The organism is Pseudomonas sp. PvP089 (assembly GCF_017875165.1).
In the GTDB taxonomy this organism is placed as follows: Bacteria; Pseudomonadota; Gammaproteobacteria; order Pseudomonadales; family Pseudomonadaceae; genus Aquipseudomonas; species Aquipseudomonas fortuita.
Map to the genome: position 1 here is coordinate 1,250,794 of NZ_JAGGME010000001.1, position 16,809 is coordinate 1,267,602.

The window sequence follows — 16,809 nt, forward strand, 5'->3', positions numbered from 1 at the left end:
GCCATTCCAATCGCTACCGGATGGTACATAAATGAATCAGTTCAGCGTTTGCCCCCTGTTGCAGCAACACTGAAACGGCGATTTTTTGCCTATGCCCTGCACAAAAAAAACACCCTGCGAAAGCGTAGCCATCGCAGGGTGTTGGTTTCAATCGCGAGCAACCGACCTTCGAGAAACGGTTACTCAAGCCTCAAGGCTGCCTCACTTAACTTCTACTGCCAGGCTTTCGGCGATCTTGCTCTGCCACAGGGCAGGGCCTGTGATGTGCACCGATTCACCATTGCTGTCTACCGCGACGGTAACCGGCATGTCCTTGACCTCGAACTCGTAGATCGCTTCCATGCCCAGCTCGGCGAAGGCCAGGACCTTGGACTTGCGGATGGCCTGGGCCACCAGGTAGGCAGCGCCGCCAACGGCCATCAGGTACACGGCCTTGTTGTCCTTGATCGCTTCGATGGCGGTCGGGCCACGCTCGGACTTGCCGATCATGCCCAGCAGGCCGGTTTGCTCGAGGATCTGGCGGGTGAACTTGTCCATGCGGGTGGCGGTGGTCGGGCCTGCAGGGCCCACCACTTCGTCACCGACCGGGTCAACCGGGCCTACGTAGTAGATGAAGCGGCCTTTCAGGTCCACCGGCAGCGCTTCGCCACGGTTGAGCATTTCGACCATGCGCTTGTGTGCGGCGTCGCGGCCGGTGAGCATTTTGCCGTTGAGCAGAATGGTCTCGCCCGGTTTCCAGCTGGCGACTTCTTCAGGGGTGATGTCGTCGAGGTTGACGCGGCGGGCACTTGGGCCGGCTTCCCAGACGATTTCCGGGTAGGCGTCCAGCGACGGCGCTTCCAGCTCGGCCGGGCCGGAGCCATCGAGCACGAAGTGGGCGTGACGGGTGGCGGCGCAGTTGGGGATCATGCACACCGGCAGCGACGCGGCGTGGGTCGGGTAGTCCATGATCTTGACGTCGAGCACGGTGGTAAGGCCACCCAGGCCCTGGGCGCCGATGCCCAGTTGGTTGACCTTCTCGAACAGCTCCAGGCGGATTTCTTCCAGGCGGTTCTGCGGGCCACGCGCTTTCAGTTCGTGGATGTCGATGGATTCCATCAACACTTCCTTGGCCATGACGGCGGCCTTCTCGGCGGTACCGCCGATGCCGATGCCGAGCATGCCAGGCGGGCACCAGCCAGCGCCCATGGTCGGGACGGTCTTCAGCACCCAGTCGACGATCGAGTCGGACGGGTTGAGCATGGCCATCTTCGACTTGTTTTCCGAACCGCCACCTTTGGCTGCCACATCGACTTCGACTTTGTCGCCAGGGACGATCGAGTAGTGGATGACTGCCGGGGTGTTGTCCTTGGTGTTCTTGCGAGCACCGGCCGGGTCGGCCAGGATAGAGGCGCGCAAGACGTTTTCGGGCAGATTGTAGGCGCGGCGCACACCTTCGTTGATCATGTCGTCGACGCTCAGGGTGGCGCCATCCCAGCGAACGTCCATACCGACGCGCACGAACACGGTGACGATCCCGGTGTCCTGGCAGATCGGGCGGTGGCCGGTGGCGCACATGCGCGAGTTGATCAGGATCTGGGCGATGGAATCGCGCGCAGCAGGCGATTCTTCACGCAGATAGGCCTCGTGCATCGCCTGGATGAAATCGACGGGGTGGTAGTACGAGATGAATTGCAGGGCGTCGGCGACGCTCTGAATCAGGTCGTCTTGCTTGATCACGGTCATGCAGCGCGCTCCTCTTAAAGACGGGAACATTCATAAAGACGCTCGACGGTGCCGACCAGCATGTCGAAACGCCTTGCAAGGCGCCGGCAGGTCAGGCCGACGGAAAAAGGCGCGGCAGTATAGCGCGCATCCGTCCCGGGCACACCTTCGGCCGGTCTGGACGATGGTCGGCAGCGGGCAGGCACTGTTCTTGCTGTCTCGGTCGAGAGATAGGATGCTTGACGGGGGCCGCAAAGCGGGCCCGGCAAAATAAAGCGCCAGGAGAGAGAGCTGACAATGCCCGAAATTTGCGTGGGCGAGCGCCGCTGGGCGGTGCCCACTGGCAGCAACTTGCTCGATGCCTTGAACGAGGCCGGCCTGAATGTGCCCTACAGCTGCCGGGCCGGCAGTTGCCATGCTTGCCTGGTGCATTGCCTGGAGGGGCAACCGGCGGATGCCTTGCCTGAGGCACTGGCGCTGGATAAGCATGCACAAGGCTGGCGCCTGGCGTGCCAGTGCCGTGTAGTGGGGGACCTGCGCGTAGCGGTATTCGACCCTCTGCAGGACGGCATCCCCGCTCGGGTGAGTGCGCTGGACTGGTACGGTGATGTGTTGCGCCTACGCGTGCGTCCAGAGCGAGCGCTGCGTTATCAAGCCGGGCAGCATGTGCTTCTGTGGAACGGTTCGATCGCCCGGCCGTATTCACTGGCAAGCCTGCCGGGCGAAGACGACTTTCTCGAATTTCATATCGACTGCCAGCGGCCTGGTTTATTTTGCGACAAGGCTCGCAGCCTTGATGTTGGCGACGTACTGCGGTTGGGTGAGCTGCGGGGTGGGGCGCTGCATTATGAGCAGGACTGGCACGCGCGGCCGCTATGGTTGCTGGCGGCGGGTACCGGCCTCGCACCGTTATTGGGCATCCTGCGCGAGGCGCTGCGCCAAGGGCATCAGGGGGATATCCGGGTCATGCACGTGGCGGCGACGGCGCAGCAGCATTACCTGACTGCGCCCCTAGCCGCGTTGGCTGTGGAACACCCGAATGTGAGCGTAGAGTTTATCGTTGCCGAGCAGCTGCAAGCTTGGCTGCAAGGCTTGCGCCTGTCGTCGCGGCACACCGTGGCCTTGGCATGCGGTGCACCGGGGAGGATCGAGGAGTTTGCGCGGCGCTTGTTCATTGCCGGGTTGCCGCGAAACCAGTTGTTTGCCGATGCTTTCGTTGACCGCGCGCCACCGTGACGCCCGCCCGTGGGCGAAGCATGCTGCCGTAAGCTATTGAGGAAAATACAGCCTGCCGGTCGCCAGCTCTCTGTCGGGAGTCGCGGAAAACGGCCCGGTCTGGCCCATCAGTTGGCGCCATCTTGATATTTGCTGCCTGGGTAGATTGCTGGTCTGAGCTGTCACTTCAAGGGACTGCATGAAACCGGCACGATGTACCCAGATGGGTCTGTCATAGCCATGTACCGGCCGCTGCAGCACATTGGCGATGCGTTGTGCTGCTCCACTCTTGCCGCCATAACAGGCCAGCAAGACGATAGGTTGGTTGTCGGCCATGCCGGCGAGGCGCGGTGCGATTTCCCGCAGTGCAACACGTACGGCATCTTCCATCTGGCCTGCGCCGTTCATCAACTGGCCAGCCTTGCTGCCGTGGGTTTCGAAGGCACGGATACCTTGCCCCACGAAGTTGTAATGCATGGCAACGTCGTTGGCCATGCCGTCAGCCGAGTAGATCACGGCGGTGTTTTGTACCTGCCGGGGGGCGGGCGTCATCGGGTTGGCGAACGCACGCTTGGCATTAGCCCTGCCAGGTGAGCGGAGCGCTTTGCTGGCGACTTTGGTCGAGCCAGGCGCCATCCCGATTACGGCACTGGCCAAGCCAGTACCCAGTGATATCCAGCCCAGTACGTTGGCGGCTTTTTCGTCCGCGCCACTGGCTTGCATCGTCATGCTGGCGATACCGGTGCTCAGGGAGATAGCGTTCAGTGCGGCATTGCCGATTGCCAGCGCCGCACTGCCGGTCAGCGCACTGCCGCCATACAGGGCGACAATGGCGGGCACGGCGGCGCCCAACGTGCTGATTGCGGCCGCTGCGCCTATCGCCAGGCCTACGCCTGCGATCGTCCAGCCGACCCAGCTGTGGCCATCGGGGTCGATGCGGTTGACCGGATCACCGGCGCAGTACGCGTAGGCATTGAGCCCACCACGGTCGAACGGGCTGTCACTGTCGGGGCTGAGGAAGGTCATCAGGACAGGATCGTATGGCCGGTAGCCGGCAGGGATGTACCAGCCCGTCAGCGGTTCGCGGCGCAGCCCGGCAAAACCGAACGGAGCTTGCTGGTCGTTTTCGGGTTCGGCGCCATGCGGGCTGTAATGGCACTGGCGCAGTCGCTCGTCGACTTGCAACCGTACGGTGCCTTGGCCATCGCAGCCAAGCAGGCGGATGGTGGACTCCCCGCCATCCTTGCAGCTCACGGCAAACACTTCGGCGCCGTCACCAATCAGCCCCAGGCGCAGCTCACCGTGCTGTTCGTGGGTCAGTTGCCCGGCGCTGTAAAAACTGCGTACCCGGCCATGGTCCAGTTCACGTTCGCAGAGGTTACCGCTGGCGTCGTAGTGGTAATGGCAGCTAGAGCCACTGTGCTCGACCTGTACCAAACGGTCGGAGCTGTTCCAGGTCAAGGTGCGGCCCAAACTGTCGGCGATGAGCCGGCCACAGGCGTCGTACGTCAGTTCGATGCGGGCTGGCCAGCTTGGGTGGGAGTGGGTAACCGCGCTGAGCTGGGTCGGATCGTTCGCCGCGTAGCTGAACTCAGCCGCGTCCTGGCTACCGTCGGCAAAGGTGCTGACCACTCGCTGATAACCATCCAGCGGGTTGAAGGTATAGCGTTGTTCGACGATGGGATTGCCGAACGGGTCGAGTGGCGCGCCGTCGGCGCTGGAGCGGTAGCGTACCAAGCGGCCCCGCCGGTCGTAGTCGAAATACTCTTCGGCGCCGTTGATGCTGCGCTGGATCACTTGGTCGAGGGCTGAATAGGCCAGCGTCAGGGTGATGCTACGCTCCCCCTCGGTATCGCTCACGGTGTAGACGCTGCGCTGTTCTCGGCCCATGGTGTCGTAGCTGATCCGCCGGGTCAGGCTCCGCGCACGGGCAGGGTCGTGGGTGGTAATGCTCAGCGGGCGGGAGAGGGCGTCGTAGCTGAACTCGGTTTGTACGCCGTCTACCTCAAGGCGCTGCAGGCGCCCGAACCTGTCGAGATGGCGATGGTGTTCGGCTCCCGCAGCGTCGGTGAATCCCACTGGCAACCCGTTGAGCGAATGGCGCCAATGGGTGGTGTGCTCGACCTCGTCGAGGTTCCAGCTGTCGCGCAAGGGCAGCCCGGAAGGCGTGAGTTGCCAGCTGAGGCTGCCGAGCCCGCCGCGGGCGTTGGTCGGAATGCCGAGCGTGGCATGATAGGTCAGCTGCTGCTCGGCTTCGCCGTCGGCTGCGGTGCCTAGCAGGGCATTGCCCAACTGAGGCTCGTAGCGGTAGGTCACGTGCTTGCCATCGGCCAAGGTGTTGGCGACGGGCGGCAGCTGGCCTGGGCGGTAGTGATAGTGGGTGGTACGCCCGGCGACCTGCACCGAGCGCTGCCGGCCGAGCCCATCGAAGGTCTGGCGGCCGAGTATCCAGGCGGTTTCGCTCATTGCCTGCGCCTCACCGACGCTCGAGCTGACAGCAATGCTTTGCGGGTGATGGCCATCACTGTGCTCGGCGAAGGTCCAGGTCACCACTGTATTGTCCGGCAGGTGCTTTTCGATGATGCGTGAGTAGGCGTCATGGCGCAGGCGGGTGACGATGTCGGGTGAGCCTTCTACCTGGATGCGCTGCTCGATGACCCGGTCGAGGCCGTCGCGCAGCAGTAGCAGGGTGCGGGTGTGTCGCCCGCGGGTATCGTAATCCTGCTGTTCCACCGGGCTGCCGGCAGCGTTGTGCGAGATGACCTGGCGCGGCCCCTGTAACTTGCCTGCCGCTTGCCACTGTTCGCTGCGGCGGGTGATGGGGTCGTGGTGGAGGTGCTGTTCGATGCCTTCCAGGCTGGTCACCTGGCAGGCGTGGCCCCAGTCGTCGTAGCGGATTGTGCGGGTCAAGGTGAGCAGGTTGTCGGCCTTGAGCCAGTCCAGTGAGGTCTGGCTGACCAGGCGGCCGAGGGCATCGTACTGGTTGCGGCCTGTTTCGCGGAACACGCCCGGGCTGTTATCGAGGTCTTCAAGGTGAATGCTCACGACCCGGCCTTCGCCGTCGAGCCATTGGCGCTGTCGGCGGCCGGTGATATCGACCTGCTCGATCAATACCGGATTGTACTGGCCGTTCGGCCTGGCTTGCCTGGCGAACTCGTCGTTGAGGTGATAACGGGCCAGGCGCTGGGTCTGGTAAGGGCTGCCTGCTGCGGACCTGGTGCATACCACACGGCCTAATCGGTCATATTCATAACGGGTAATGGCACCGCTGTCGTGCCGCTCCCAGAGAGTCTGGCCGGTGAGCATCGATTGTGCATGAGCGGTGCTGGAGCGGTTTTCTTCATCGTTCTCAAAGCCCTGCAGGGTGACTTCGGTCACCAGTGCATCCGCGGTGGCACTGTAGCTGTAAAAGGTAGTTGTGCATTTGCCGTCGAGGGTGACGACGCTCTTTTCTTCCCGGCCATACGTGGTACCTGCAGTGGTCAGGTAGAACTGCCGGGTATGCTCGATCACCCGGTTCTCGGGGCCTTCGAGCTGCTCGCTGGCCACCAGTACGTGGGGCAACGCGCCTTCGATCAGCGAAGGTAGCGTCTGGTAGGTATAAGTAGTGGCCAGAACAGGGGCTGCGCCTTTGGCGATGACGGGGATAACGGTCTTTTTTTTCAGGAAACGTACCCGGCCGAGTGCGTCTGCGGGGCAGCCTTCGGCACCTTCTGCCGGGTAGTATTCGTAACATTCCTCGACGCCGCTGGGGAATAGCACGCGCAGAGGGTTGCCGAAGTCGTCATAGACATAGCGGGTGCTCTCGCTGCGGCTTTGGCCGGGCCGGGAATGATCCAGATAGGTGACCGATACTTCGTGGGGCAACTGGCACCAGGCCGGTTGCTCCTCCCAACTGAGTGCCGGATCGACGCCGTAGAGCGTTTGCTCGCGCGTTTCGCAGTGCCCCCGGCGGGTCACTTCACTTACCTGCAAGTGGAAACGGTCCCAGGTGCGTTCGACTGTAGCCAGAAGCCTGCCCTGGCCATCGGTCTGTTCTTCCACCATCTGGTATTGATAGTCGCTGTTGACCTGGTAGAGGTTGTCCCGCCCGCTATGCCATTCGAACGCCTGGTCGCTGCCATAGCCCAGGTGGTTGTGATCGCCGATCCACTGGTAGCTGCGTTGGAGCTCACTGCCCGGGCCAGCACTGGTATGGGTCCATCCCATGACGCGGGGCAGGAATGCCAGGGGGCCGCCTTCGGGCATGCGCAGGCCTTCACTGTCCTGGGACCAGTGGACGATGTCGCGGGCACCGAGAGGGCCGATAAAGCGACGTGGCAAGAGGAGCTGCGCCTGCCCCGGCACGTTCAGGGCGTCGTACTCGATTTCGAATGGCTGGTCGATGTCGGGGAGGTACAGCTGGCTCAAGCGCTCATTGCTCAGCAGCGCCCTCAGAGTAGCGGCGTGGGCCGTTTGTGGATTGAGCACGAAACGCAGTTCACTGGCTTCGGTTTCCAGGGCCAGCAATGTACGGGTTTCATCGCGGATCCTGGCCAGCGTCGATATACCGTCGGCGAAGGGCATCCAGTCGAAATACAGGCGGCGCCCTTCGGGTGAGCGCATCTCCTCAAGCAAGTAGCGGGTGCTGTCGTCCTGTTGGCGAAGAATCTCGCTTTCGCCGGTTTGCTTGTCGACCCGGAAATTGCCATCGGCTTGACGCGTGACTGTGAAGGTTGGCAGTTTCTGATCGAAAAATGCCAGCCGGCCATCACTGCACGGGTCGGAGTTGATCAGATCAATGGCGAACTGCTCGCCTGAAGACAGGCTCAGACGCGGGTTATCCTGATCAAGGTTGATTTCCGATAGCCCCAGGCTCCAGCCCAGGCCATAGCCACGGTTACAGGAAGAGGCCAGGGTGCTGAAAGCCAGTGTCACGCTCAGCGTTGGCCCGCACAGCTGGTTGGCGGGAGGCACGGGCAGGGCAATGGCCAAGCAGAACTGGCCTGTTCGGTTGTCGACAGCGGTCTTGAAGCAATCAAGAAAGTTGCCGGCTTGGGAGTGTAGTGGAGCGTCACGCATGATCAGGCTCTCGTCATCGAAGTGAAGAGGCCCAATTCAAGGACACGTGGCGAGCTGGCTGGCGCTAGATAAGTCTTTGAGAGGCGAGATGCGTGACGTTGAAAAAAGCCCCGACAGAAGCTGTACGGGGCTCTTGTAGCACGCGACCTGCGAGCAGCTGATCAGCCGACCAGAGGATCACCGACATGCAGGATCTTCATGCCGTTGGTGCCGCCGATGGTGTGGTAGCTGTCACCTTTGGTCAGGATCACCCAGTCACCCTGTTGCACCAGGCCACGCTTGAGCAGCTCGTCGACTGCCGCCTGGCTTACCTTGTCGGCCGGCAGCGAGGCCGGGTCGAAGGCGATCGGGTACACGCCGCGGAACATCGAGACGCGAGCCTGGGTCGCGCGGTGCGGCGACAGGGCGAAAATCGGCACGTGCGAACGCAGGCGCGACATGATCAGCGGGGTGTAGCCGCTTTCAGTCAGGGCGATGATCGCCTTCACGCCCGGGAAGTGGTTGGCGGTGTACATGGCCGCCAGGGCGATGCTTTCGTCGCAACGTTCGAAGGTGGTGTGCAGGCGGTGGCTGGACTTCTGGTTGGTCGGGTGCTTTTCGGCACCTTGGCAAATCCGCGCCATGGCCTGTACGGCTTCGATCGGGTAGGAACCGGCAGCACTTTCGGCCGACAGCATCACCGCATCGGTGTTGTCCAGCACGGCGTTGGCCACGTCGGACACTTCAGCGCGGGTCGGCATCGGGTTCTGGATCATCGACTCCATCATCTGGGTCGCCACGATCACCGCCTTGTTGTTGCGGCGGGCGTGCTGGATGATCTTTTTCTGGATGCCGATCAGCTCGGCGTCGCCGATTTCCACACCCAGGTCGCCACGGGCAACCATCACCGCGTCGGAGGCGGCGATCAGCTTGTCGAGGGTCTCGTCGTCGGCAACTGCTTCGGCCCGTTCGATCTTGGCCACCAGCCAGGCGCTGCCGCCGGCCTCGTCACGTAGCTTGCGTGCGTATTCCATGTCGCTGGCATCACGCGGGAAGGAAACGGCCAGGTAGTCCAGGTCCATTTCCGCGGCCAGCTTGATGTCGGCCTTGTCTTTTTCGGTCAGGGCCGGCGCGGTCAGGCCGCCACCTTTGCGGTTGATGCCTTTGTGGTCCGACAGCGGGCCACCGATGATCACCACGCAGTGCAGGGCGTCTGCAGTGGCGGTTTCGACGCGCATGACCACACGGCCATCGTCGAGCAGCAGTTCGTCACCGACGCCGCAGTCCTTGACCAGGTCGGGGTAGTCGATACCGACGATGTCCTGGTTGCCTTCGGTCAGCGGGTGGGCGGTGGAGAAGGTGAACTTGTCACCGATCTTCAATTCGATGCGCTTGTTGGCGAACTTGGCGATGCGGATCTTTGGACCCTGCAGGTCGCCCAGCAGCGCGACATGGCGGCCGTTCTTGGCGGCGATGTCACGGATCAGGCGAGCGCGGGCCTTGTGCTCGTCCGGGGTGCCGTGGGAGAAGTTCAGGCGTGCCACGTCCAGGCCGGCAAGGATCAATTGCTCGATCACTTCCGGCGAGTTGCTGGCGGGGCCAAGGGTGGCGACGATTTTGGTACGGCGGATGGTCATGCACAGACTCCTATAGTGAAGCGCAGCGAAAGGCTACTCCTGAATCTCGCTGTAGTCATTGTTCCGTTGCACTACCTGCGACCAAGACAGGGTGGCATTTGAACGGTCGGGGTATGCTTGCAAAAGCCTGTGAAGATTTGTTGGCGATGGCCGATACACAGGCATCAAAGGAGATCCCCATGCGAGCCCTGATCGTTTTAGCCCTGGCGGCCAGCGCCGTCGGCTGCACCCGCTGGTCCATGGACCACCACCTGAACAATGCCTACCGCGCCTACGACCGTGGCGACTGCGCACGGGTCATGCTGGAGCTGTCGCAGGTCGATCGCACCAGCCGTTCGCGGCCGTTCATCCACCCCGAGGTGTCGCTGCTGCGTGGCCAGTGCCTGGAGCGCCAGGCGCTGTACGTGGATGCCGCGCAGACTTATCAGTACCTGATCCAGAAATACCCGGGCAACGAGTACGCCTATCGTGCCCGGGCACGCCTGCAGACCCTTGAAAAACTCGGGCATGCCCGTAGCGGCGAAGCGGCTGTGGCCAACCCGGTGACCACCGCACCTTGGCGATAACACCAAGGTGTGGTTTATTTCACGGGATTTGCTGCGCGCCCTGCGCTAATCTGTAACTCAGCTGTTACAACAACCGCCAGTACCTTGTATTCCTGGCACCAGGTACGGAATACACACGCGATCATGTTCAACAAGCGCCACATCGAGCGTCATCAGCTGCCTTGTATCCTCAAGGTATTCAACCGTTTTACCGGTCAGGAGATCGGCCAGCTGGGTAATGCCTCCGAGGATGGGCTGATGGTCATCAGCCAGCTGCCTGTGCTGGTAGGGCCCGATTACGAACTGCAATTGCGCTTGCCGCTGGTTGGCGGCGGGCATCAGTTCGTCAACCTGACCGCCAGTTGCCTGTGGTGCCGCGAAGACCAGACGCCAGGCCACTACGATTCCGGCTTCATGCTGTTGCAGGCGCCTCGCGAATTCGACGAGTTCGTGCGCTCACTGCGTGATTATTTCAGTTTCCTGCCTGCCAACGCTTCTGTCTGAGGCTGCGCTAGAATCGGGTCGACCTTGATACAGGACGACCCCGTGACCTCAAGCATTTTCTGGCACGACTACGAAACCACCGGCATCAACCCGCGTTGCGACCGGCCGCTGCAGGTGGCCGGCGTGCGCACCGATTTCGACCTTAACGAAATCGATGAGCCGATCAGCCTTTATTGCCGGCCTTCCGATGACATCCTGCCACACCCGGCGGCTTGCCTGGTGACTGGCATTACCCCGCAGTTGCTGGCCGAGCAAGGCCTGTGCGAGGCCGAGTTCATGACCCGGGTGCATGCGCAACTGGCACACCCGGGCACCTGTGGTGCTGGCTACAACACCCTGCGTTTTGACGATGAAGTGACCCGCTACAGTTTGTACCGAAACTTTTTCGACCCCTATGCCCGGGAGTGGCAGGGCGGCAACAGCCGCTGGGACCTGATCGATATCGTGCGAACCGCCTACGCGTTGCGCCCTGACGGTATTCAATGGCCGCAACAGGATGGGCGCACCAGCCTGCGCCTGGAACTGTTGAGCAAAGCCAATGGCATTGACCATGGGCATGCCCACGAAGCGCTTTCCGACGTGCGGGCAACCATTGCGCTGGCCCGTCTGATTCGGCAGAAACAACCCAAGTTGTATGAGTGGCTCTTCCAGTTGCGCAGCAAGCATAAAGTGATGGAGCAGATCCGTTTGTTGCAGCCACTGGTGCACATATCCGGGCGCTTTTCGGCGGCGCGTAATTACCTGGGTGTCGTACTGCCATTAGCGTGGCACCCACGTAATCGCAATGCGCTGATCGTCTGCGACTTGCATCAGGAACCCCTACCGTTACTAAGGGAAAGTGCCGAGGTTCTACGCCAGCGCTTGTATACCCGTCATGAAGCACTGGCCGAGGGTGAATTACCGGTGCCGCTCAAACTGGTACAGATCAATCGCTGCCCGGTACTGGCGCCACTGTCGGTATTGCGCCCGGCCGACCAACAACGATTAGGCCTGGACTTGACGTTGTTACAATTGCGCGGCGAACAGTTGGCTAATCAACAGGCGCAATGGCAAGACAAGCTGGAGCACATCTACGGCAAGGAAGACTTCACCCCGACAGAAGACCCGGAACAACAGTTGTATGACGGATTTGTAGGGGACCGAGACCGCCGCTTATGTGAGCAAGTGCGTATGCTGGAACCCGCGCAGTTGGGCCGTGGGCAGTGGATGTTCGATGACCCGCGTTTACCGGAATTGCTGTTCCGCTATCGGGCGCGCAACTTCCCCGAAACCTTGACCAGCGAAGAGCGTCAGCGCTGGTATGGCTTTTGTCAGCAGCGCCTGAGCGACCCGCAGTGGGGGGCGCCCAATACGCTGGGCGACTTCGAACAGGCGCGTCAAAAAGCCTGGGAAGGCGCTAACGAGGCTGGGCGGCGTGTGCTGGAAGCTTGGCAACTGCACGCCCGGCAACTGCAGGAACAATTTGCAATTGGCTGACAGCGGGGCAACAAAAACGCCGGCAATGTGCCGGCGTTTTTGTTGCGACAAGCAAACGGCAAATGCGGACAATCAGTCCAGCAGGGTTGCCCAGCTCTCAACCACATCACCACCCCAAGTGGCTTTCCACTCTTTCAGGGTTTTGTGGTTGCCGCCTTTGGTTTCGATGACTTCACCGTTGTGCGGGTTTTTGTATTGCTTGACCTTGCGCGCACGTTTGGTGGCAGTAGTCTTGACCGCACCGCGAGGTGCCTTGCTCAGTTTCGACTCTGGGTCGAGCAGGGCAATCACGTCGCGCAGCGACTTGGAGTACTCGCCCATCAGAGTGCGCAGTTTGCCTTCGAACTCCAGTTCTTTTTTGAGCTTGTCATCCTGCGACAGGTTGGCCAGGCGGGCCTGAAGTTCCTTGATGGCTTCTTCGGTAGCGCGGTACTCGTTGATCAGGGACATGGAGTGTTCCTTAATGCGTGTTCAGAAATGTGTGGAGCAATAATAGACAGGCGATAGTCGCAAGTAAACATGATATTGGGCGATTAACTGTTAATTAAGCTGTGACAATATTTCTCTACGTGAACAAAAATTTACTTAAAAACCCTGTTTTTCCACGTGTCTGTCAGGCAATGCCTGCGCTGTGTATGGCGACCGGCATACGCCATCGTGGCTGCGATCAATACTGCGTTTTTTCTGGCGTGCCGCTAGAATAGGCGCCTTTGCGAAGTTCTGGAGTCTCATTCATGCGCACCTATCGTCTGGTGATCGCCTGCCCCGACCGTGTCGGCATCGTGGCGAAAGTCAGTAATTTCCTGGCCTTGTACAATGGCTGGATCAACGAAGCCAGTCACCACTCTGACGAGCAGAGCGGTTGGTTCTTCATGCGCCATGAAATCCGCGCTGAATCCCTGCCGTTCGGTATCGAAGCCTTCCGCGAGGCGTTTGCGCCGATCGCCGAAGAGTTCTCCATGACCTGGCGCATTACCGACTCGGCGCAGAAAAAGCGTGTGGTTCTGATGGCCAGCCGAGAGTCGCATTGCCTGGCCGACCTGCTGCACCGCTGGCACACTGATGAACTGGACTGCGAGATCCCTTGCGTGATTTCCAACCACGACGACCTGCGCAGCATGGTCGAGTGGCACGGCATTCCTTTCTTCCATGTGCCGGTTGACCCCAAGGACAAGGCCCCGGCCTTTGCCGAAGTGTCGCGCCTGGTTCAGGAGCACGCCGCCGATGTGGTGGTGCTGGCCCGTTACATGCAGATCCTGCCGCCGCAACTGTGCCGGGACTTTGCTGAAAAAGTGATCAACATCCACCACAGCTTCCTGCCGTCGTTCGTCGGTGCCAAGCCTTATCACCAAGCCGCCCTGCGTGGCGTGAAACTGATCGGCGCGACCTGCCACTACGTCACCGAAGAACTGGACGCCGGCCCGATCATCGAGCAGGACGTGGTGCGTGTCAGCCATGCCGACAGCATCGAGGACATGGTCCGCTTTGGCCGTGATGTAGAGAAGATGGTGCTGGCCCGCGGCCTGCGTTATCACCTGGAAGACCGGGTGCTGGTGCATGGCAACAAGACTGTCGTTTTCGATTGATGATGCAGGGGCTGCAAAGCAGCCCCTGCAATCTTGAAAGGAACACTGATGGCCACACAACGCAACACCCCCAATGCCTCACCACCTCCCACTCTTGGCGAAGGTTGCCTGGCCCGCTACGACCCCGAAGCCCTGGATGACACTGACGGCACCGACTTCCCCGGCGCTGCCGAACTCTGGCAACAGCTCAACCCGCCTGACGCCGCCAGCGCTCCAGCAACGGACGCGCCAGCAGGCACACGAACACCGGCCCACCCGCCAGCAGATAAAAGTAGTAGGTAACCGCCCGCCATATCAGGATGGCCGCGGCGGCGGTAGAGCCGCCCACCCATGGCGTCAGCAGGCTGGCCGAGGTCAGCTCGGCGGCACCGGCGCCGCCTGGCAGCAGGCTGAGCTGGCCGGCGCTGAGCGACAGCATCTGCACCAGAAAACTGGGGATCCAGGCCAGGTCCACCCCCAATCCCCTCAAGACAAGGTACAACACGCTGTAGCGCAGACCCCAGTGTGCACAGGTCAAGGTGAACACCAGGCTCAGTGTGCGCTTGGGCAGCTGCCAGGTTTGCGTCAGCGCTTGCACGAAGTGCACCAGCTTGCGCGCCCAGCGGCGTTTGCGCTGCTGGCTCATGCCCAGGCGCCGCAGCAGCCTGCCGTTCAAGCGCATGACCTGACGGCGATAGCGTAGCAGCCCGACCACCCCGGCCAGTGCTGTGCACAGTAGCAGCGCACTGCCCAGCAACATGCTTTCCTGGCTGCGGCCCAGGCTGTGGAACAGCGCGTAGCCAGCTATTGCCAGCATGGCGCAGAAGAAGAACACCAGATCGTTCAACTGGTCCATGGCGAATGCAGCGCCGCTGCGTGCCGCGCTGATGCGGTCACGTGCCAGGAGGGCCATCAGGGTCAAGGGCCCGCCGCTGCCACCGGGGGTGGTGCAGATGGCAAATTCGGTGGCCATTATCACGCCCAGGCTACGCAGGGGCCCAAGCCTGGCTCCCTGCTGGCCGAGCAACAGGCGCAAGCGAATGGCGTTGATGGCCCAGCACAGCAGAATCATGCCCAGCAGGGTGAGCATCAGCACAGGATCGAAGCGTTGTAGCCTCGGCAGCAGCTCGCTGCCACCGAGCAGGATCGGCACGAGCACCGCCGCCAGCAGTGTCAGGCCCAGCCAGGCCAGGCGGTTCATGCGCTGGCCTTGCGGTCCAGCCAGGCCGTCTTGGTCAGGGGCTCGCGGCCTTGAGCCAGCAAGCTGCGCAAGGTGTTCAGCCAGTAGTCCCGGGATGAACGGTGGCGCATGTCCACCGGGTGCAGGCCCAGGCGCAGGGTCTCGGCATTGCGCCACCGGTGGCATTGCCAGTCGCACAGCACCCTGGAAAGCCCTCGGCGCCACGCGCTGCGGGCACTCCACACCAGCCCCGGGGCTTCGATCGCGGTGAAGTCCGGCAAGCGGTACAGGTGCTGCGGCGTGCTGGTGTAGCGCAGGGGAAGGCGGCGCAGGGCCTGGCGGGTGCCTTCGCTCATCAGCCAGGCCGGCGCTACAAAGCCTGCTACAGGCCAGCCTTGCTGGTGGAACAGTGCCAGGCCGCGCTCCAGCCGTTGCAGGGCCTGCTGCTGGTCCAGGCCGTAGAATTCACCTTCGTGGGTGTAGATACGGCGCATGAAGTAGTCGCCGGGTGTGCGGGGCGGTGGGCTGTTGTCGGCATGGTAGTAGCCGTGCAAGGCCAGTTCATCGCCCTGGGCCAGGCGCCGGTCAAGGAGGCGGCAGAAGGTGGGCGAACGCAGCAGCAGGTTGCGCTGGTGAAAGTCTGGCACCACAAGCCAGGTCATGGGGACGCCGCCGAGGGTGTCGACGGCTTCGACGAAGGGTTGATAGTCTGGCCAGGTCTCGGGCGCGACGTCATGCAGCACCAGCATCAGGCTGCGCGACGCCGGCCATGCCTCAGCCATGGGCGCGCACCTGCAGTGGGTGGCCGAGCACCGCGTGGTAGTGCTGCAGGAGGCCGCACACCACGTTGTCCCATGAATAATGCTGCTCCACATGGCGGCGCGCCTGCGCCCCGAGTATACGTACGCCGGCCTCGAACGCCTCGCGCACGGCTGCCGCCATGGCGTGGCCATCATTGGGGCGGCACAGGCGGCCGCACTGTTCGTTGACGATTTCACTGAAGGCACCGGCGCGTACAGCCACCACCGGGATGGCGCTGGCCATCGCTTCAAGAATGACCAGGCCAAAGGTTTCCTGGTCCCCGGCGTGCACCAGCAAGTCGGCGCTGGCCAGCAGCCGGGCAACTTCCGGCGCGGGGCAGAAGTGGTCGATCACGCTGACGTTGCGCGGCACATTGGCCGGCATGTTCGAACCCACCAGCAGCAGGTGGTAGGGGCTACCCAGCTGCTGCATGCAGTCGAGCAGCACTGGCAGGTTCTTTTCCCGCGAGCCGCGGCCGGCATAGATCAGCAGGCGGCTGGTGTCAGCGATGCCCAGTTGCGCGCGCAGGTGCGGGTCGCGCTGGTCTGGGTTGAAGGTGGCCAGGTCCACCCCCAGGCGCTGCACATGCACATCGCGTACACCCAGGCGGCGCAGTTTGTCGGCCATGACCTGGCTGGGCGCCAGCACCCGGTCGAAATTGCCGTACAGCTTGCTGACGTAGGCCTCGACATTGGGCGTGAACCAGTTGCCCATGCGGTTGCTGACCAACAACGGCAGGTCTGAATGATAGAAGCCGATCACTGGCACATCGAGTTGACGCCGGGCCTCCAGCGCAGCCCAGGCGGTCAGATAGGGGTCGCCGACCTCGATCAGGTCGGGCTTGAGCCGTCGCAGTTCATTGCACCAGGGGGCCAGGCGCACCGGGAAGCGGTAACCCTTGCCGAATGGCAGAGGCGGGGCGGGCACCTGATAGATGCCATCGGCGTGCTGTGCACTGGCACCGGGTATCAGCAGGCTGTGGCGTACGCCGTGAATGGCGTCGAGGCGGCGGTGTTTGGCATCAAGATAGGTTCGTACGCCGCCGCTGGCCGGGGCATAGAACATGGTGATGTCGGCGATGTGCACGATCAGCATCCCTCCAGGATCATCTTCGGGCTTGTCATCCGGCGATGACGCGCCTA

13 protein-coding genes are annotated in these 16,809 nt (G+C 62.2%); 6 read left to right on the forward strand and 7 right to left on the reverse strand.

Features of this window, described 5'->3' with window-relative positions; genetic code table 11:
- Positions 1-201 precede the first annotated feature (201 nt).
- Positions 202-1,725, reverse strand: coding sequence for a fumarate hydratase (locus J3A71_RS05770; RefSeq protein ID WP_016488901.1), 1,524 nt, complete (start codon positions 1,723-1,725; stop codon positions 202-204).
- Positions 1,726-2,001: 276 nt separating this feature from the next.
- Here J3A71_RS05770 and J3A71_RS05775 point away from each other — a divergent pair, with 276 nt between their 5' ends.
- The gene (locus J3A71_RS05775) at positions 2,002-2,940 is read left to right on the forward strand and encodes an iron-sulfur-binding ferredoxin reductase (protein WP_016488900.1); all 939 of its coding nucleotides are present in this window, start codon (positions 2,002-2,004) and stop codon (positions 2,938-2,940) included.
- 33 nt (positions 2,941-2,973) lie between these two features.
- On the opposite strand, the gene J3A71_RS05780 is transcribed toward J3A71_RS05775, so the two are convergent.
- The gene (locus J3A71_RS05780) at positions 2,974-7,980 is read right to left on the reverse strand and encodes an RHS repeat-associated core domain-containing protein (protein ID WP_096426713.1); all 5,007 of its coding nucleotides are present in this window, start codon (positions 7,978-7,980) and stop codon (positions 2,974-2,976) included.
- 161 nt (positions 7,981-8,141) lie between these two features.
- On the reverse strand, positions 8,142-9,596 hold the full coding sequence (gene pyk / locus J3A71_RS05785; protein WP_016488898.1) for a pyruvate kinase: 1,455 nt from the start codon (positions 9,594-9,596) through the stop codon (positions 8,142-8,144).
- Positions 9,597-9,775: 179 nt separating this feature from the next.
- Here pyk and J3A71_RS05790 point away from each other — a divergent pair, with 179 nt between their 5' ends.
- The 3 genes from J3A71_RS05790 to sbcB all read left to right on the forward strand — a co-directional run bounded on the left by J3A71_RS05790 (position 9,776) and on the right by sbcB (position 12,121).
- The gene (locus J3A71_RS05790) at positions 9,776-10,162 is read left to right on the forward strand and encodes a hypothetical protein (protein ID WP_016488897.1); all 387 of its coding nucleotides are present in this window, start codon (positions 9,776-9,778) and stop codon (positions 10,160-10,162) included.
- A gap of 123 nt (positions 10,163-10,285) precedes the next feature.
- On the forward strand, positions 10,286-10,645 hold the full coding sequence (locus tag J3A71_RS05795) for a PilZ domain-containing protein (RefSeq protein ID WP_016488896.1): 360 nt from the start codon (positions 10,286-10,288) through the stop codon (positions 10,643-10,645).
- 42 nt (positions 10,646-10,687) lie between these two features.
- The gene (sbcB, locus tag J3A71_RS05800; protein WP_096426712.1) at positions 10,688-12,121 is read left to right on the forward strand and encodes an exodeoxyribonuclease I; all 1,434 of its coding nucleotides are present in this window, start codon (positions 10,688-10,690) and stop codon (positions 12,119-12,121) included.
- Positions 12,122-12,193: 72 nt separating this feature from the next.
- On the opposite strand, the gene mvaT is transcribed toward sbcB, so the two are convergent.
- Positions 12,194-12,571: a histone-like nucleoid-structuring protein MvaT gene (mvaT, locus tag J3A71_RS05805; protein WP_012273998.1), complete on the reverse strand. Its 378-nt coding sequence runs from the start codon at positions 12,569-12,571 to the stop codon at positions 12,194-12,196.
- Positions 12,572-12,855: 284 nt separating this feature from the next.
- Here mvaT and purU point away from each other — a divergent pair, with 284 nt between their 5' ends.
- Together purU and J3A71_RS31295 are read left to right on the forward strand one after the other, a co-directional pair.
- On the forward strand, positions 12,856-13,707 hold the full coding sequence (gene purU, locus J3A71_RS05810) for a formyltetrahydrofolate deformylase (protein ID WP_016488894.1): 852 nt from the start codon (positions 12,856-12,858) through the stop codon (positions 13,705-13,707).
- Positions 13,708-13,755: 48 nt separating this feature from the next.
- The gene (locus J3A71_RS31295) at positions 13,756-13,989 is read left to right on the forward strand and encodes a hypothetical protein (protein WP_080641085.1); all 234 of its coding nucleotides are present in this window, start codon (positions 13,756-13,758) and stop codon (positions 13,987-13,989) included.
- Here J3A71_RS31295 and J3A71_RS05815 read toward each other — a convergent pair.
- Genes J3A71_RS05815 through J3A71_RS05825 form a run of 3 tightly spaced genes read right to left on the reverse strand, consistent with a single transcriptional unit; the run spans position 13,895 to position 16,762 of the window.
- On the reverse strand, positions 13,895-14,887 hold the full coding sequence (locus tag J3A71_RS05815; RefSeq protein ID WP_096426711.1) for a lysylphosphatidylglycerol synthase transmembrane domain-containing protein: 993 nt from the start codon (positions 14,885-14,887) through the stop codon (positions 13,895-13,897). The genes J3A71_RS31295 and J3A71_RS05815 overlap by 95 nt on opposite strands.
- Positions 14,884-15,648 carry a DUF2334 domain-containing protein gene (locus tag J3A71_RS05820; RefSeq protein ID WP_096426710.1) on the reverse strand — a complete coding sequence of 255 codons (765 nt, stop codon included), beginning with the start codon at positions 15,646-15,648 and terminating at the stop codon, positions 14,884-14,886. Before J3A71_RS05820 ends, J3A71_RS05815 begins: the two co-directional genes overlap by 4 nt.
- Positions 15,641-16,762, reverse strand: a complete 1,122-nt coding sequence (locus J3A71_RS05825) for a glycosyltransferase family 1 protein (RefSeq protein ID WP_016488891.1) — start codon at positions 16,760-16,762, stop codon at positions 15,641-15,643. The genes J3A71_RS05820 and J3A71_RS05825 overlap by 8 nt, the downstream gene beginning before the upstream one ends.
- Between the last annotated feature and the right edge of the window lie 47 nt (positions 16,763-16,809).

What these genes read in the sequence shown, in the direction of transcription:
- pyk (WP_016488898.1), bottom strand. Translation starts at nt 9,596, where the DNA reads ATGACCATCCGCCGTACCAAAATCGTCGCCACCCTTGGCCCCGCCAGC.
- J3A71_RS31295 (WP_080641085.1), top strand. Translation starts at nt 13,756, where the DNA reads ATGGCCACACAACGCAACACCCCCAATGCCTCACCACCTCCCACTCTT.
- J3A71_RS05795 (WP_016488896.1), top strand. Translation starts at nt 10,286, where the DNA reads ATGTTCAACAAGCGCCACATCGAGCGTCATCAGCTGCCTTGTATCCTC.
- J3A71_RS05790 (WP_016488897.1), top strand. Translation starts at nt 9,776, where the DNA reads ATGCGAGCCCTGATCGTTTTAGCCCTGGCGGCCAGCGCCGTCGGCTGC.
- J3A71_RS05770 (WP_016488901.1), bottom strand. Translation starts at nt 1,725, where the DNA reads ATGACCGTGATCAAGCAAGACGACCTGATTCAGAGCGTCGCCGACGCC.
- J3A71_RS05820 (WP_096426710.1), bottom strand. Translation starts at nt 15,648, where the DNA reads ATGGCTGAGGCATGGCCGGCGTCGCGCAGCCTGATGCTGGTGCTGCAT.
- J3A71_RS05825 (WP_016488891.1), bottom strand. Translation starts at nt 16,762, where the DNA reads ATGCTGATCGTGCACATCGCCGACATCACCATGTTCTATGCCCCGGCC.
- J3A71_RS05815 (WP_096426711.1), bottom strand. Translation starts at nt 14,887, where the DNA reads ATGAACCGCCTGGCCTGGCTGGGCCTGACACTGCTGGCGGCGGTGCTC.
- purU (WP_016488894.1), top strand. Translation starts at nt 12,856, where the DNA reads ATGCGCACCTATCGTCTGGTGATCGCCTGCCCCGACCGTGTCGGCATC.
- J3A71_RS05775 (WP_016488900.1), top strand. Translation starts at nt 2,002, where the DNA reads ATGCCCGAAATTTGCGTGGGCGAGCGCCGCTGGGCGGTGCCCACTGGC.
- mvaT (WP_012273998.1), bottom strand. Translation starts at nt 12,571, where the DNA reads ATGTCCCTGATCAACGAGTACCGCGCTACCGAAGAAGCCATCAAGGAA.
- J3A71_RS05780 (WP_096426713.1), bottom strand. Translation starts at nt 7,980, where the DNA reads ATGCGTGACGCTCCACTACACTCCCAAGCCGGCAACTTTCTTGATTGC.